General features: G+C 39.7%; 13 protein-coding genes and 1 pseudogene. All 14 read left to right on the top strand.

Annotation, left to right across the window (positions count from 1 at the left end; all coding sequences use genetic code 11):
* Nucleotides 1–21 precede the first annotated feature (21 nt).
* Nucleotides 22–924: a succinate--CoA ligase subunit alpha gene (gene sucD / locus RCG24_RS08290; protein WP_202653914.1), complete on the top strand. Its 903-nt coding sequence runs from the start codon at nt 22–24 to the stop codon at nt 922–924.
* A 184-nt stretch (nt 925–1,108) separates the two neighbouring features.
* Nucleotides 1,109–1,984 (top strand): DNA-processing protein DprA, encoded by an 876-nt coding sequence (dprA, locus tag RCG24_RS08285; protein WP_308078858.1) that lies wholly within the window; start codon nt 1,109–1,111, stop codon nt 1,982–1,984.
* Nucleotides 1,985–2,318: 334 nt separating this feature from the next.
* Nucleotides 2,319–4,396, top strand: a pseudogene (gene topA / locus RCG24_RS08280) (type I DNA topoisomerase).
* A gap of 490 nt (nt 4,397–4,886) precedes the next feature.
* A complete protein-coding gene (hslV, locus tag RCG24_RS08275; RefSeq protein WP_202653917.1) occupies nt 4,887–5,429 on the top strand; it encodes an ATP-dependent protease subunit HslV in 543 nt (180 codons plus the stop codon).
* Nucleotides 5,430–5,445: 16 nt separating this feature from the next.
* Nucleotides 5,446–6,849 carry an ATP-dependent protease ATPase subunit HslU gene (gene hslU, locus RCG24_RS08270; RefSeq protein WP_202653918.1) on the top strand — a complete coding sequence of 468 codons (1,404 nt, stop codon included), beginning with the start codon at nt 5,446–5,448 and terminating at the stop codon, nt 6,847–6,849.
* A 93-nt stretch (nt 6,850–6,942) separates the two neighbouring features.
* Nucleotides 6,943–7,722 carry a GTP-sensing pleiotropic transcriptional regulator CodY gene (gene codY / locus RCG24_RS08265; protein ID WP_202653919.1) on the top strand — a complete coding sequence of 260 codons (780 nt, stop codon included), beginning with the start codon at nt 6,943–6,945 and terminating at the stop codon, nt 7,720–7,722.
* Nucleotides 7,723–7,939: 217 nt separating this feature from the next.
* Entirely contained in the window at nt 7,940–8,644 is a 705-nt protein-coding gene (rpsB, locus tag RCG24_RS08260; protein ID WP_308078857.1) for a 30S ribosomal protein S2, read from the top strand.
* A 146-nt stretch (nt 8,645–8,790) separates the two neighbouring features.
* On the top strand, nt 8,791–9,675 hold the full coding sequence (gene tsf, locus RCG24_RS08255) for a translation elongation factor Ts (RefSeq protein ID WP_202653921.1): 885 nt from the start codon (nt 8,791–8,793) through the stop codon (nt 9,673–9,675).
* Between the two features lie 251 nt (nt 9,676–9,926).
* Nucleotides 9,927–10,652, top strand: a complete 726-nt coding sequence (gene pyrH, locus RCG24_RS08250) for a UMP kinase (protein WP_308078856.1) — start codon at nt 9,927–9,929, stop codon at nt 10,650–10,652.
* On the top strand, nt 10,652–11,209 hold the full coding sequence (frr, locus tag RCG24_RS08245; RefSeq protein ID WP_202653923.1) for a ribosome recycling factor: 558 nt from the start codon (nt 10,652–10,654) through the stop codon (nt 11,207–11,209). Before pyrH ends, frr begins: the two co-directional genes overlap by 1 nt.
* A 290-nt stretch (nt 11,210–11,499) precedes the next feature.
* Nucleotides 11,500–12,276, top strand: coding sequence for an undecaprenyl pyrophosphate synthase (locus RCG24_RS08240; RefSeq protein WP_202653924.1), 777 nt, complete (start codon nt 11,500–11,502; stop codon nt 12,274–12,276).
* A gap of 93 nt (nt 12,277–12,369) precedes the next feature.
* On the top strand, nt 12,370–13,149 hold the full coding sequence (locus RCG24_RS08235) for a phosphatidate cytidylyltransferase (protein WP_202653925.1): 780 nt from the start codon (nt 12,370–12,372) through the stop codon (nt 13,147–13,149).
* Between the two features lie 32 nt (nt 13,150–13,181).
* Complete coding sequence (gene dxr / locus RCG24_RS08230; RefSeq protein WP_308078855.1) at nt 13,182–14,327, top strand: 1-deoxy-D-xylulose-5-phosphate reductoisomerase; 1,146 nt, start codon at nt 13,182–13,184, stop codon at nt 14,325–14,327.
* 37 nt (nt 14,328–14,364) lie between these two features.
* A complete protein-coding gene (rseP, locus tag RCG24_RS08225) occupies nt 14,365–15,627 on the top strand; it encodes an RIP metalloprotease RseP (protein WP_202653927.1) in 1,263 nt (420 codons plus the stop codon).
* Nucleotides 15,628–15,787 lie beyond the last annotated feature (160 nt).

Raw genomic sequence — 15,787 nt, 5'->3', positions numbered from 1 at the left:
TCGAAAGAAAGGGGAATGAACGTGAGCGTTTTTATTAATAAAGATACTTTAGTTTTAGTTCAAGGGATTACTGGCGGCACTGCCCGTTTCCATACGAAACAAATGCTTGAATATGGTACAAAGATTGTTGGCGGAACCTCTCCAGGTAAGGGCGGACAAGAAGTAGAAGGGGTACCTGTATTTAATACCGTAAGAGAAGCGGTAGAAGCGACCGGAGCAAATGCATCTGTTATCTATGTTCCTGCACCATTCGCGGCTGATTCTATTATCGAAGCAGTCGATGCTGAACTGGATCTTGTTATTTGTATTACCGAGCATATTCCAGTTTTGGATATGGTGAAAGTGAAACGTTATATGGAGGGAAAGAAGACTCGCTTAGTCGGTCCGAACTGCCCAGGTGTGATTACAGCAGATGAATGCAAGATTGGTATCATGCCTGGCTATATTCATAAAAAAGGTCATGTCGGTGTTGTTTCCCGCTCGGGTACATTGACATACGAAGCGGTACATCAATTAACTCAAGCTGGTATTGGTCAAACAACGGCTGTCGGTATTGGCGGCGACCCAGTTAATGGAACAAACTTTATCGATGTGTTAAAAGCTTTCAATGAAGACCCTGAAACTTATGCCGTCATCATGATTGGTGAAATCGGTGGTACCGCTGAGGAAGAAGCGGCGAAATGGGTACAGGCAAATATGACAAAACCAGTTGTCGGCTTCATTGGCGGCCGTACTGCCCCTCCCGGTAAGCGCATGGGCCATGCCGGCGCAATTATCTCCGGCGGTAAAGGTACAGCCGATGAGAAAATTCGTGTTATGAACGAATGCGGCATTAAAGTGGCGGAAACCCCAGCTGTAATGGGAGAAACGTTAATCGAAGTCCTTAAAGAAAAAGGCTTGTACGAGAAATGTAAAACTCATTAAAAAAGGTTACAGCGCTAAAGGCTCGCAGCTAGTCATGAATCCGCAGACACCGATGAATGAACCGCAGATAGTCCCTCGTAGCAAGAGGGGCTATTTCTGCGTTTTTAGGCGGGAGCGCCCTGTAGTGCAAACACTGCTTGCTTATTACAGATACTCAATAAAAAATAATGGAGGAATCTTGTTGATGAATCAATTCAGAGAAAGACTGATAACATTGCTTCATTATCCAAATAGTTCGTGGAATAATGTATTGAAAATATTGCAGAAAGATCCGATGCTTGAATTGCTTCACCCAAATCATTCAACTGCACAACTAAAAATGGTTTTCCCCACAAATGAAACTCCTTCTTCAAACCCATCGATCGATTGCTTTTTTCCCGAACTCATTCATGAGCAAATTCAGCAATATAAATCAAACGATATCCAGGTTATCACGATATTTGATAAGGAATATCCTGCGTATTTAAAGGAAATTTATCAACCGCCATGGGCTTTATTTGCGAAGGGCGATATTTCCTTACTTGAACGAGAACCGAAGCTGGCAGTTGTCGGATCACGGCAGGCAACACAGTATGGCCGAAATGCCATTAGGCTCCTGTTCCCCCAATTAATTGAAAATAATGTCCTGATTGTCAGCGGTCTGGCAAAAGGAATTGACGCCCTTGCCCATCAATATGCGATAAAAAATGGCGGCCGCACCATTGGTGTTCTTGCAGGGGGATTATATCATATTTATCCAAGAGAGAATTTAAATTTGGCACTAGAAATGATGGACACACAACTGGTGCTTTCAGAATATCCACCGGATACCAAGCCGCAAAAATGGCACTTTCCCGCACGGAATCGGATCATTAGCGGTTTGTCCAGAGGAACATTTATTATTGAAGCCAAACGAAAAAGTGGTTCCTTAATTACAGCAAATTTTGCAGTTAATGAAGGCCGTGAAGTATTTTCGCTGCCAGGCAGTATTTTTAATCCTTTTTCCTTGGGAACAAATGATTTAATCCAGCAAGGGGCAAAACTGATCACCAAAGCTGAGGATATTTTAGAAGAATTATGATAAAACTCTAACTAAATTATGAAAAAACGTTTAAAAAATTGCGTTTTTTTGAATAAAAAATGAAAATATAGTATAAAAAGGTTGAAATTATTTCTAATCTGTTATACATTTTCCAACAGATGTTCGAAAAAAAGAATAAGATGAAAACTAATAAATAATATTGTAAATAAATTAGAATGAATCACTTTTGGGATAAGGAGTTTTGTAAAAGTTTTTTTCTAGCTTAGAAATTGAAATTTAGAAAACTTCCTAAACTATGTAAGCACCTAAGGAAAAGCTTTTTTGGCTATCATCCAGGAGCTTTCATATTTTCCCTCTTAGAGGAGGAATGGAAATGTCTGACTTTCTTGTTATCGTCGAATCGCCAGCAAAAGCAAAAACGATTGAACGATATTTAGGAAAAAAATATAAAGTAAAAGCATCGATGGGCCATGTGCGAGATTTACCCCGAAGCCAAACAGGGGTTGATGTTGAAAATAATTTTGAACCCAAATATATTACGATCCGCGGCAAAGGCCCAGTGTTAAAAGAACTAAAGACAGCAGCTAAAAAGGCAAAAAAGGTTTATCTCGCTGCCGACCCTGACCGTGAGGGGGAAGCAATCGCCTGGCATTTGGCGCATAGTCTTGGATTGGATGTTAAATCAGACTGCCGGGTTGTTTTTAATGAAATTACCAAGGATGCGATCAAGGAATCTTTTAAGTATCCGCGTCCAATTAATATGGATTTAGTTGACGCCCAGCAGGCACGAAGAGTCTTGGATCGGCTGGTAGGTTATAATATAAGCCCGCTTTTATGGAAAAAGGTTAAAAAAGGCTTGAGTGCCGGAAGGGTTCAATCTGTGGCGGTAAGATTGATTATTGACCGTGAAAAAGAGATCCAGGCCTTTATTCCTGAAGAATATTGGACCATCGATTGTGAACTCATAAAAGGGACAGACCAATTTACGGCAAGCTTCCATTCTTTAATCGGTGAGGAAAAAACAGAAGTAAGGTCGGAAGAAGACGTACGAAGAATCCTGCGGGAGATGGATGGTCATAAATTCAAAGTGGTATCCGTAAGCAAGAAAGAGCGAAAGCGAAATCCGGCACCGCCGTTTACGACGTCTTCTTTGCAACAGGAAGCAGCAAGAAAATTAAATTTCCGGGCCAAGAAGACGATGATGCTGGCACAGCAGCTATATGAAGGGATTGAATTGGGAAAAGAAGGTACGGTCGGTTTGATTACCTATATGAGAACCGATTCTACCCGGATATCAGAAGTGGCCCAGAACGAAGCCGTTAACTTTATTAAGACTGCCTACGGAGAAAATTATCTAAAGTCTGATAATAGAAAAGAGAGAAAACAAACAAATGCCCAAGATGCCCATGAAGCAATCCGGCCAACCAGCACATTTCGAGAACCCAATAGTTTAAAGGCATTCTTATCAAGAGATCAACTTCGGTTATATAAATTAATTTGGGAACGCTTTTTAGCGAGCCAAATGGCACAGGCGGTAATGGATACGATGAGTGTTGATTTGCAGAATGGCAATGCCATTTTTCGTGCAACCGGCTCAAAAATTAAATTTCCTGGGTTTATGAAACTGTATGTTGAAGGTACTGATGACCAAGTGGATGAAACCAACAAAATGCTTCCTGACCTTAAGGAGGGGGACGAAGTGTTCCAAAAAGATCTTGAACCTAAACAGCACTTTACCCAGCCGCCGCCAAGATATACGGAAGCAAGATTGGTAAAAACATTAGAGGAACTTGGAATCGGCCGCCCTTCTACATATGCCCCGACGCTCGATACGATTCAAAAGCGCGGCTATGTATCGCTTGATAATAAACGCTTTATTCCGACAGAGCTTGGGGAAATTGTCCATGAAGTAATGGTAGAATTTTTCCCGGATATTATCGACGTGGAATTTACAGCGAGATTAGAAAAAGGATTGGACTATGTGGAAGAAGGCAAAATGCCCTGGATTAAATTGATCGATGCATTTTACCGAGAATTTGAAACTCATCTAGCCAAAGCCGAGCAGGAAATGGAAAAAGTGGAAATAAAGGATGAACCTGCTGGTGAAGATTGTGAAATCTGCGGTAGTCCCATGGTTTTTAAAATGGGACGCTACGGGAAGTTTATGGCCTGCAGTAATTTCCCTGACTGCCGAAATACAAAACCGATTGTCAAAGAAATTGGTGTTACTTGTCCTAATTGTAAAAAGGGCATGATTATCGAAAGAAAAAGTAAGAAAAAAAGATTGTTCTATGGCTGCAGTTGCTATCCGGAATGTGATTTTATTTCTTGGGACAAACCGCTGCCAAGAAACTGTCCGAAATGTGACGGACTTTGGTAGAAAAGAAGTTAAAGAAAGGTGTCCAGGTCCAATGCATCAAGTGTGACTACAAGGAGGAACCGCAAAGCTAAGAGTGGGCAGATGTCCGCTCTTCTATTTTTTCTTTTTAATCTTTTTTGTTTTTGCAACGTGTAGTACAATGCAAAATGGGCTTAAATGATTGTAGACAAAAAAGTATGGACCATCACTATAGACAATTCAGAACTTTATGAAATTTTTGTAAAATATCTTGTATGGATGAATAATATGTGATATGATGTAAGAGCTTTTGGCTGCCTTGATGCTCGTAAATGTGAAAGTTTTATTAAAGTTCTGTATAATGTATTTACAAATGTTGTGGGATTATTCAAAATATACAAATGAACCATTGGGTAAATTAGTGCTTTTTTTTTGTTCAAGGCTGAACATGAAGCTAACAGTTTGTCGATAATGTTACTAATTTTCATTTATTTAGGGATAAGTGGAAACAGATCATTTCCTGTTGATATTTTTGGGAATTTTTACATAAGTTAAACTGAACAAATCGAGAAACATTATTTACTCCAAAAGGGAGGACCATAAATGGATCAATTTCATGCAACAACGATTTTTGCCATTCACCACAATGGCGAGTGTGCTATGGCGGGTGATGGTCAAGTTACCTTAGGTAATGCGGTTGTGATGAAGCATACTGCAAGAAAAGTTAGAAAGATCTTTAATGGGAAGGTAATAGCCGGTTTCGCCGGATCGGTAGCCGATGCTTTTACCCTTTTTGAGCTGTTTGAAGGGAAATTAGAGGCATTTAACGGAAACCTGCAAAGAGCTTCTGTTGAGCTGGCAAAAGAGTGGAGAAGTGATAAAGTGCTTCGGAAACTGGAAGCAATGCTGATTGTGATGGACCGCGAGAATCTCCTATTGGTATCCGGTACAGGTGAAGTGATCGAACCTGATGATGGAATTCTTGCGATTGGCTCCGGTGGAAATTATGCGTTGGCCGCGGGACGGTCCCTAAAAAGATACGCTGGGGAACAATTATCTGCCAAGCAAATAGCAAAAGCTTCATTAGAAATTGCTGCGGATATATGTGTCTACACAAACCACAACATCATTGTTGAAGAGTTATAATGGAAGGAGACATAAAATGGCAAGAACAACCAATTTAACCCCCCGCCAAATTGTTGAAAAACTTGATCAATATATCATTGGACAAAAGGATGCAAAAAAGGCTGTTGCTGTTGCTCTGAGAAATAGATACAGAAGAGGTCTGTTGACTGAAAACTTGAGAGACGAAATTATTCCAAAGAATATTCTAATGATTGGTCCGACCGGGGTAGGTAAGACCGAAATCGCCCGAAGAATTGCCAAGCTGGTTGGTGCACCGTTTGTGAAAGTTGAAGCCACCAAGTTTACCGAAGTTGGCTATGTAGGACGTGACGTTGAGTCAATGGTTCGTGACCTTGCTGAAACAGCTGTTCGTCTCGTGAAAGAGGAGCGGATGCAAAGTGTGAAGGAACGAGCCGAAGAAAACGCTAACAGCAGGCTGGTTGAATTGCTAGTTCCTTCGGCAAAAAAGGCAACAAATTATAAAAACCCGTTGGAAATGTTATTTGGCGGGGGAAATTCTTCTCCAGAGCAGGAAGTCAGCCAGGAGGATTACTCGATCCATGAAAAGCGAAAGATTGTCAAAGAAAAACTAGCATTAGGAGAATTGGAGAATGAAGTCGTTACAGTGGAGGTAGAAGAACAAGCCCCTTCTATGTTTGATTTGCTTCAAGGCTCCGGAATTGAACAAATGGGCACGAATATGCAGGATGCTCTTTCCAGTCTTATGCCCAAAAAACGTAAGAAACGAAAATTAACGGTTCGTGAAGCAAGAAAAGTCCTGACCAATGAGGAAGCAGCCAAATTGATTGATATGGATGAAGTAACGACTGAAGCGATCTATCGTGCCGAACAAAACGGAATTATTTTTATTGATGAGATCGATAAAATTGCCAGTAAAAATTCTGGCGGTTCTTCTGCAGATGTTTCCAGGGAAGGAGTACAGCGGGATATTTTGCCAGTAGTCGAAGGTTCTACAGTCGTAACAAAATACGGTCCAATCAAAACTGACCATGTATTATTTATTGCTGCCGGTGCCTTTCATATGGCCAAACCATCAGACTTAATCCCAGAGCTGCAGGGTCGGTTTCCAATTCGGGTTGAATTGACGAAATTGACAGTGGAAGACTTTTATCGGATTTTGGTGGAGCCTGACAATGCCCTGATTAAACAATATCATGCATTATTGGAAACAGAAGGTATACAAATTGAATTTTCTGACGATGCTATTCATAGAATTGCTGAAATTGCCTTTGAAGTGAATCAAAATACCGATAATATAGGTGCCAGAAGACTTCACACCATTCTCGAGAAACTATTGGAGGATCTTTCCTTTGAGGCACCTGAAATTACACTGGATAAAATCACGATCACACCGCAGTATGTGGATGAAAAACTTGGGGCCATCTCGAAAAATAAGGATTTAAGCCAATATATTCTCTAGAAGATATTGGAGTTACCATGTTTTTTTGCAAGGCAAGCTTAAATATTTAAAAAAAATTAATAATGGTTGCAGTTATTTAGGAGGAAGAAACAGATGGATTTACTGACAAAAACTAGAAGAATTAATTTTTTATTACAAAAGGCTGCTGGAAAGCCGGTAAACTTTAAGGAAATGGCAGATACCTTAAGTGAAACAATTGAAGCGAATATTTTCATTGTTAGCCGCCGCGGCAAGCTCTTAGGCTTCTCGATTTATCAACAGATTGAAAATGAACGCATGAAAAAAATGTTTGAAGAACGTCAATTCCCTGAAGAGTACACTCAAAGCTTATTCAGCATTACAGAAACCTCTCCTAACTTAGGGGTTGAAAGTGAATATACAGCTTTTCCCGTTGAAAACAGAGACCTATTCCGTGAAGGATTAACGACTATTGTCCCGATTATCGGCGGTGGTGAACGCTTGGGTACATTAATACTGGCGAGACTACATGAAAAATTCATGGATGATGATCTGATTCTTGCTGAATATGGAGCTACTGTTGTCGGTATGGAAATTTTACGTGAAAAAGCAGAAGAAATTGAGGAAGAAGCTAGAAGTAAAGCGGTCGTACAAATGGCTATAAGCTCTTTATCTTATAGTGAACTGGAAGCGATAGAACATATTTTTGAAGAGCTAAATGGCCATGAAGGCTTATTAGTCGCCTCAAAAATTGCCGACCGTGTCGGCATCACCCGCTCCGTGATCGTCAACGCATTAAGAAAGTTGGAGAGCGCTGGTGTAATTGAATCTCGTTCGCTTGGAATGAAAGGGACCTATATCAAAGTCCTCAATGATAAATTCCTAGTAGAGCTGGAAAAACTTAAATCTCATTAAAAAGTAGTAGAGGTGTCAGGTACCATGTGAACCTTCATATGATGCCTGACACTTATTTTTTAAAGTTAAACTTGATTGTTTTTTTTGTCTATGCTATATTATTTCATGGTGTGAATACACACGCCGGTTGATTTAAACAGGTGGTGCTGCCATGTGCAGTTTCTGTTTAAAGATGATGCAGGCGGAGGAAATCAAAACCATTAGGAGGAAAAATTACATGTCAGTTATTTCAATGAAGCAATTGCTTGAAGCTGGTGTACATTTTGGACACCAAACACGCCGTTGGAACCCTAAGATGAAGAAATATATCTTCACCGAGCGTAACGGCATCTATATTATCGACCTGCAAAAGACAGTTAAGAAGGTTGAGGAAGCTTACAACTGGGTGAAAGAGCTTGCTGCAAATGGCGGAACAATGCTTTTCGTTGATACAAAGAAACAAGCTCAAGATTCAGTAAAAGAAGAAGCAGAACGTTCAGGTATGTACTATGTAAACCATCGCTGGTTAGGCGGTACATTAACAAACTTTGAAACGATTCAAAAGCGTATCGGTCGTTTAAAGGATATTGAGAGAATGGCTGAAGATGGGACTTTCGATGTTTTACCGAAAAAAGAAGTTGTCCAATTAAAGAAAGAACAGGAACGCCTTGAAAAATTCTTAGGCGGAATCAAAGATATGAAGCAGCTTCCAGATGCATTATTCATTATTGACCCTCGTAAAGAGCGCATCGCTGTAGCTGAAGCCAAGAAATTAAACATTCCTATCGTAGGGATTGTTGATACAAACTGTGATCCTGATGAAATCGATGTTGTCATCCCTGCAAACGATGATGCCATTCGTGCCGTTAAACTATTAACTTCTAAAATGGCTGATGCCATCCTGGAAGCAAAACAAGGCGAAGAAACTGTTGTCGAAGCTTAATTTTAATAACGTAAACTAATAAAAAGGTGATAAGAGGGAGACCCTTTATCACCTTTTTTTAAAGAAATGGTCATTTGAAAAAGTTTTATCTTCAGCTTGATTGGCTAAGATATGGGTACATAGTATATTAAAGGAGGAACTTTGTTATGGCAATAACTGCTCAAATGGTAAAAGAACTACGTGAAAAAACTGGCGCTGGTATGATGGATTGTAAAAAAGCGCTAACTGAAACAAATGGTGACATGGATAAAGCAATTGACTTCCTTCGTGAAAAAGGGATTGCCAAAGCAGCTAAAAAGGCAGACCGGATTGCAGCGGAAGGATTAACTTCTATCTCAACAGAGGGAAATGATGCGGTTATTTTAGAGGTGAACTCTGAAACTGACTTCGTTGCTAAAAATGAAGGATTTCAAACTCTTGTAAAAGAACTTGCCGCGCATCTTTTGAAAAACAAACCGGCTTCGGTTGAAGAAGCTTTAACACAAACAATGGAAAACGGTGCAACCGTTGCCGATCATATTAATGCAGCGATTGCAAAAATTGGTGAAAAATTAACCCTTCGCCGCTTTGCTATTTTATCAAAAACGGATAATGACGCTTTTGGCGCTTATTTGCATATGGGGGGACGGATTTCAGTTTTAACAGTATTGGAAGGATCAACTGACGCAGATGCTGCTAAAGATGTTGCGATGCATATTGCTGCCCTAAATCCTAAATATGTATCTCGTGATCAGGTATCGCAAGAAGAAGTAGAGCATGAACGTCAAGTATTAACACAACAGGCTTTAAATGAAGGCAAACCAGAAAAAATCGTTGAAAAAATGGTTGAAGGCCGTCTTGGTAAATATTTTGAAGAGGTTTGTGTCCTTGATCAGGCTTTTGTTAAGAATCCGGATCAAAAAGTCCGTCAATTTGTTGAATCAAAAGGTGCCAAACTTCGTGAATTTGTTCGTTACGAAGTAGGCGAAGGTATTGAAAAGCGCGAAGACAATTTTGCTGAAGAAGTTATGAATCAAGTGAATAAAAAATAGTCAACTTTTCTTGAAAATAACATGACTGAAGTTTTAAGAAACTGTTCACTGTAATAGAGTTGAATAGGGGACACAATGCGTGTTCCCTATTTTTAAAGAAATACTTAATATGAAAAAAGTTTAGCTTGAGGGCGCTATTGTCCCTATGTGATCCTAAAGCAAAAGCCGTCAAGAAGGTTGAAAATTTTTTTGACGGTTCTTCTTGTACATATGCAGGCACCCTAAGCTTTTCTAACCATGTGGAGGTTTATATGAGTAGTCCTAAATACAAACGTGTTGTTTTAAAATTAAGCGGGGAGGCATTAGCTGGAGATTCAGGATTTGGTATTAAACCTTCGATCATTAAATCAATCGCTACCCAGGTAAAAGAAATTGCTGAGCTTGGGGTAGAGGTAGCGGTAGTTGTTGGTGGCGGTAATATTTGGCGTGGTAAAATTGGCAGTGAGATGGGAATGGATCGGGCGACGGCAGATTACATGGGAATGCTGGCTACGGTTATGAATTCATTGGCTTTACAGGATAGTTTAGAACATTTGGGTGTCGAATCCCGGGTTCAAACTTCAATCGAAATGCGCCAAGTAGCTGAACCATATATTAGAAGAAGAGCAATCAGGCATTTGGAGAAAAAACGCGTAGTTATATTTGCTGCTGGAACCGGAAATCCATATTTCTCGACTGACACTACGGCAGCACTGCGGGCAGCCGAAATTGATGCCGAGGTTATTTTGATGGCAAAAAATAATGTCGATGGCGTATATACGGCAGATCCGCGGACGGATGCTAATGCTACGAAATATGATGACTTATCGTTCCTTGATGTGCTTAAGGAAGGGTTAGCGGTCATGGATTCAACCGCTTCTTCATTATGTATGGATAATAATATCCCGCTCATCGTTTTTTCTATTATGGAATCTGGAAATATTAAAAAAGCAGTTTTGGGTGAAAAAATTGGTACAATCGTTAGGGGGAAAAAATAATGCCAAAACAAGTCATTAATTCGGCAAAAGAAAGAATGACCAAGGGAATTCAAGCCTACACCAGAGAGCTGGCGAGCATTCGGGCCGGGAGAGCAAGTGCCTCATTATTGGATAGAGTTACAGTGGATTATTATGGTGCGCCGACACCTGTAAATCAACTAGCCGGAATCTCTACTCCGGAGGCAAGATTACTTGTTATTCAACCCTATGATAAATCAATCTTGGGCGATATCGAGAAAGCTATTTTAAAATCTGATTTAGGTTTAAATCCTTCCAGTGATGGTACCGTTATTCGGCTTGCTATTCCACAATTAACGGAAGAACGCCGGAAGGAATTAGTGAAATTAGTCAAAAAAGAAGCAGAGGAAGCAAAAATTGCAATCCGTAATATCCGCCGCGATGCCAACGATGAATTGAAAAAGCTGGAGAAAAGTGGAGAAATAACAGAAGATGCTCTTCATGGGTATTCTGATGATATTCAAAAGCTAACAGATGAGCATATCAGCAAAATTGATCAAATTACAAAGGATAAAGAAAAAGAAATTATGGAAATTTAAGTACTGTCGATTTTTTAAACCCTCTTTTTAGGGGGTTTTTTTCCTATTGGTGGTAAAGTGGGAGTACTCCACAAGATAAGAAAAGCGGAGGAAGTGCATACACTTCCTTTAATTGGTAAAGATGTATTGGTACAATATTCATATCACCTCAATTACATTTGTTTTTTAGAGATATCTTTCGATTTTTTTGTTATGATATAACCATATAAAAGAAGCAGGTCCGATACATAGATTTTACAAACAAAGTTTTTATTCGGAGGAAAAGATTAATTATTTGGAGGAGCAATGTTATGTTAAATAAATTAAGGCTTTGGAAGAACCAAAATAACTCTTCCATACTCCGAGATAAAATAGAAGAGATAAAGAAATCGCCGATTCCCGAACATGTGGCGATTATAATGGACGGTAATGGACGTTGGGCCAAAAAACGGGCACTGCCAAGAATTGCGGGCCATCATGAAGGGATGAAAGTGGTTCGGAAAACGACGATGCTGGCCAATGATCTTGGTATCAAAACTTTGACATTATATGCTTTTTCAACAGAAAATTGGAAACGTCCAAAAAATGAAGTGGACTATATTATGAAGCTGCCTGAGGAGTTCTTAGGGACTTTTCTCCCCGAGTTAATTGAAAATAATGTTCAGGTTAAAATGATGGGCTATAAAAATCAACTTCCTGAACATACTCTGAGGGCAATTGAAAAAGCTATGAAAGAAACAAAAAACAATGATGGGCTCGTTTTAAACTTCGCTTTAAATTATGGAAGCAGGGCGGAGATTGTCGACGCCGTAAAACAGGTCTTAAATGATTGTCAAAATGGTAAGCTCAAGGAATCAGAGTTAACGGAACAGATATTTTCTTCTTATCTAATGACGGCTGAATTTCCCGATCCCGATCTATTAATCCGAACAAGCGGGGAAATTCGCCTAAGCAATTTTATGCTTTGGCAATTAGCATACTCTGAGTTTTGGTTTACGGACGTATTATGGCCTGATTTTAGTGAGGAACACTTATTGGAAGCTGTTGAGGTGTATCAAAAACGCCAGCGAAGGTTTGGCGGTATATAATAACGTTCCTGTTTTTGCTGAATCAAAAAAGTAATATTGAAGCACCAACTCATCTGTTACCTTCTCTAAAACATTAAAGGTGTGAACATTTAAATGAAGCAAAGAATCATAACCGCAGTTGTCGCTGCAGCCCTTTTTTTGCCAATCGTAATTTATGGCAGGCTTCCGTTTGTACTGATGACTTACCTGCTTGCCACTGTTGGGCTGTTTGAATTATTGAGGATGAAAAAACTAAGTATATTTTCACCTTATGGCATTTTAACATCAATCTTGCTTTGGACGATATTATTACCAAACGAGGTATTGGTTGATTTTTATTATTCGAAAACAGAAATAGGCATTGCCTTAATCCTTTTATTATTATCTTATACGGTTATAACAAAGAACCGCTTTGATTTTGAAAATGCTGCTTTTACGATATTATCAGCCATTTATGTAGGCATTGGTTTTTATTTTTTCATCCAAACGCGTGAGGCTGGACTAGTCTATATTTTTTATTCCATATTTATTGTTTGGGCTACCGATTCAGGGGCATATTTTGTTGGAAGAGCCTATGGAAGGAAAAAGCTTTGGCCGGAAATCAGCCCAAATAAAACAGTGGAAGGTTTCTTTGGCGGAATCATTTCGGCCGTTGTCGTTGGCATATTGTTTGGTGTTTTTTCCGACATCAATGCAACCATCATCACATTAATTGCAATGACCGTCATTTTGTCTGTTTTTGGACAACTTGGTGATTTGGTGCAATCTGCCTATAAACGCCATTTTAATGTGAAAGACTCGGGGAATATTTTACCAGGCCATGGAGGGATCCTTGACCGTTTCGACAGCCTCCTATTTGTTCTGCCATTGCTGTCTCTTTTCCATATTGGCTGAAGAAATTGTTAAATGATCAGGAGATGACATACTTGAAGACAATTAGTTTAATGGGCGCCACCGGTTCAATTGGTACGCAAACGCTGGATATTATTCGTGAACACCCTGAGGAATTTAGTTTAAAGGCAATGTCTGTGGGGAAAAATGTCGTTTTAACACGAAAAATCATCGAAGAATTTCAGCCTGAGCTTGTTTCTGTACAAAACTATATCGATTATAATACATTAAAAGAGGAATATCCCCATATAAAATTTATATACGGGGAAGAAGGCATCATGGAAACAGCAACCTATGAAAAAGCTGATATTCTTGTGAATGCAGTGCTCGGCAGCATCGGATTAAATCCAACATTAAAAGCGATTGAAGCTGGAAAAACAATTGCCATTGCCAATAAAGAAACGCTTGTTACTGCCGGTCATTTGGTCATGGAGGCAGCTAGCAAACATAATGTAGCCATCCTGCCTGTTGACAGTGAGCACTCTGCGATTTTTCAATCTCTTCAAGGGGAGAAAGATAAAAATATTGAACGGTTAATCTTAACTGCGTCTGGGGGCAGCTTTCGTGACCGAACCCGAAGTGAGTTAGAGAACGTTACGGTTGAAGAGGCATTGAATCATCCAAACTGGTCGATGGGTGCAAAAATTACCATTGATTCAGCAACGATGATGAATAAAGGATTAGAAGTAATTGAGGCACACTGGCTGTTCGACCTGCCGTATGAAAAAATTGATGTCCTGCTTCATAAAGAAAGCATCATCCATTCGATGGTTGAATTTCATGATTCCAGTATTAAAGCACAGCTTGGGACACCAGATATGAGGGTTCCGATTCAATATGCGCTTACATATCCAGACCGTCTGCCGCTTGCAACCGGAAAACGACTTGATCTGGCAAAGATTGGCCAATTACATTTCCAAGAGATGGACTTCAAGCGGTTCCGCTGTTTACAATTTGCCTATGAAGCGGGTAAAATCGGCGGTACGATGCCAACCGTGCTGAATGCTGCCAATGAAACTGCGGTAGCTGCCTTTTTACAAGGTAAAATTCGTTTCTTACAAATTGAAGATTTGGTTGAGAAGGCGTTAAACCAGCATCAGACAGTCGAATTTCCAAGTTTGGATTTGATTCAAGAAATTGATAAGGAAACTAGAAAGTATGTTAATACACTACTTCGTTAGAGAGACTTCCCAACCCTAAAAAAAGGTGGTTTTATTTTTGAATACAGTTATTGCCTTTATTGTCATTTTTGGCGCACTGGTTTTCTTTCATGAGTTTGGTCACTTTATTTTTGCCAAACGGGCCGGCATTCTTTGTCGGGAATTTGCCATTGGAATGGGGCCAAAAGTATTTTCCCATAAAAAAGGCGAAACGACCTATACGATTCGCTTATTGCCAATTGGCGGTTATGTCCGTATGGCCGGTGAAGATCCGGAAATGCTCGAAATTAAACCAGGATACCGGATTGGACTGTTGTTTAATAAGGAAGATCAGGTAAATAAAATCATCATAAACAACAAGGATAAGTTTCCTGATGTTCGGATTATTGAAGTTGAAGATGCTGACATTGAAAAAGATCTGTTGATTAAAGGATACCCCGATGATGATCATGAAAATTTACACACTTTTTCGATTGCTCCAACGGCAGTGATTGTTGAAAACGGTGTTGAATCACAGTTGGCTCCCATTGATAGACAATTTGCTTCGAAAACATTAGGACAAAGGTTTTTGACCATTTTCGCAGGTCCGATGATGAACTTTGTTTTGGCCTTTATCGTCTTTATTATGATTGCCTTATTGCAGGGTGTCCCCACTAATGAACCAAAATTGGGAGTTATTACTCCGGATGGGGCCGCAAAGGCTGCCGGACTGCAGCAAGGAGACCTTGTCCAAAGTATTAATGGTTCGGAGATCTCAAGTTGGTCAGATGTGGTTGATGTGATCCGCAAACATCCAAATGAAAAACTGGAATTTTCAATCGTCCGTAATGGACAAGAAAGAGAGATTCAGGTAACTCCTCAGGAAAAAACAGTAGATGGTCAAAAAATGGGGATTATTGGTGTTTACAGCCCAATGGAAAAATCTCCTGTTCAAGCGATTACGGCAGGTGCCAAAGAAACATATTTCTGGACAACACAAATATTTGTTATGCTCGGAAAGCTGATCACTGGCCAATTTTCGATTGATGCCTTGTCGGGGCCGGTAGGAATTTACAATTCTACTGCTGAAGTAGCGAAATCCGGCATCTTCTATTTAATGAAATGGGCTGGGATATTAAGCATTAACTTAGGGATTATGAATTTATTACCAATTCCTGCACTTGATGGCGGCAGGCTGATGTTTTTTGCGATAGAGGCAGTCAGAGGGAAACCAATTGACAGACAAAAAGAGGGCATGGTTCATTTTATCGGCTTTGCTTTACTTATGCTGCTGATGCTTGTCGTCACCTGGAATGATATTCAACGGTTTTTCTTGAAATAGAAACAATGATGGGAACCTACAAGTGGTTCTCTTTTTTTTGCAAAAATAAAATAGAGTAGCGAAAAATGGCTGATGGATTTTGTCGAATAAAACCGAATTAGTCGGCGGGATATGATATAATTATCTCTTGATAGAAAATGATAGATAGATAAGATGGGAG

This window comes from Neobacillus sp. OS1-32, assembly GCF_030915425.1.
In the GTDB taxonomy this organism is placed as follows: domain Bacteria; phylum Bacillota; class Bacilli; order Bacillales; family Cytobacillaceae; genus Neobacillus; species Neobacillus paridis.
This window is presented reverse-complemented; position numbering and strand designations above follow the sequence as displayed.

Coding starts and splice junctions, on each gene's coding strand:
- dprA (WP_308078858.1), top strand. CDS start 1,109: ATGAATCAATTCAGAGAAAGACTGATAACATTGCTTCATTATCCAAAT.
- hslV (WP_202653917.1), top strand. CDS start 4,887: ATGGATCAATTTCATGCAACAACGATTTTTGCCATTCACCACAATGGC.
- hslU (WP_202653918.1), top strand. CDS start 5,446: ATGGCAAGAACAACCAATTTAACCCCCCGCCAAATTGTTGAAAAACTT.
- codY (WP_202653919.1), top strand. CDS start 6,943: ATGGATTTACTGACAAAAACTAGAAGAATTAATTTTTTATTACAAAAG.
- rpsB (WP_308078857.1), top strand. CDS start 7,940: ATGTCAGTTATTTCAATGAAGCAATTGCTTGAAGCTGGTGTACATTTT.
- tsf (WP_202653921.1), top strand. CDS start 8,791: ATGGCAATAACTGCTCAAATGGTAAAAGAACTACGTGAAAAAACTGGC.
- pyrH (WP_308078856.1), top strand. CDS start 9,927: ATGAGTAGTCCTAAATACAAACGTGTTGTTTTAAAATTAAGCGGGGAG.
- frr (WP_202653923.1), top strand. CDS start 10,652: ATGCCAAAACAAGTCATTAATTCGGCAAAAGAAAGAATGACCAAGGGA.
- RCG24_RS08240 (WP_202653924.1), top strand. CDS start 11,500: ATGTTAAATAAATTAAGGCTTTGGAAGAACCAAAATAACTCTTCCATA.
- RCG24_RS08235 (WP_202653925.1), top strand. CDS start 12,370: ATGAAGCAAAGAATCATAACCGCAGTTGTCGCTGCAGCCCTTTTTTTG.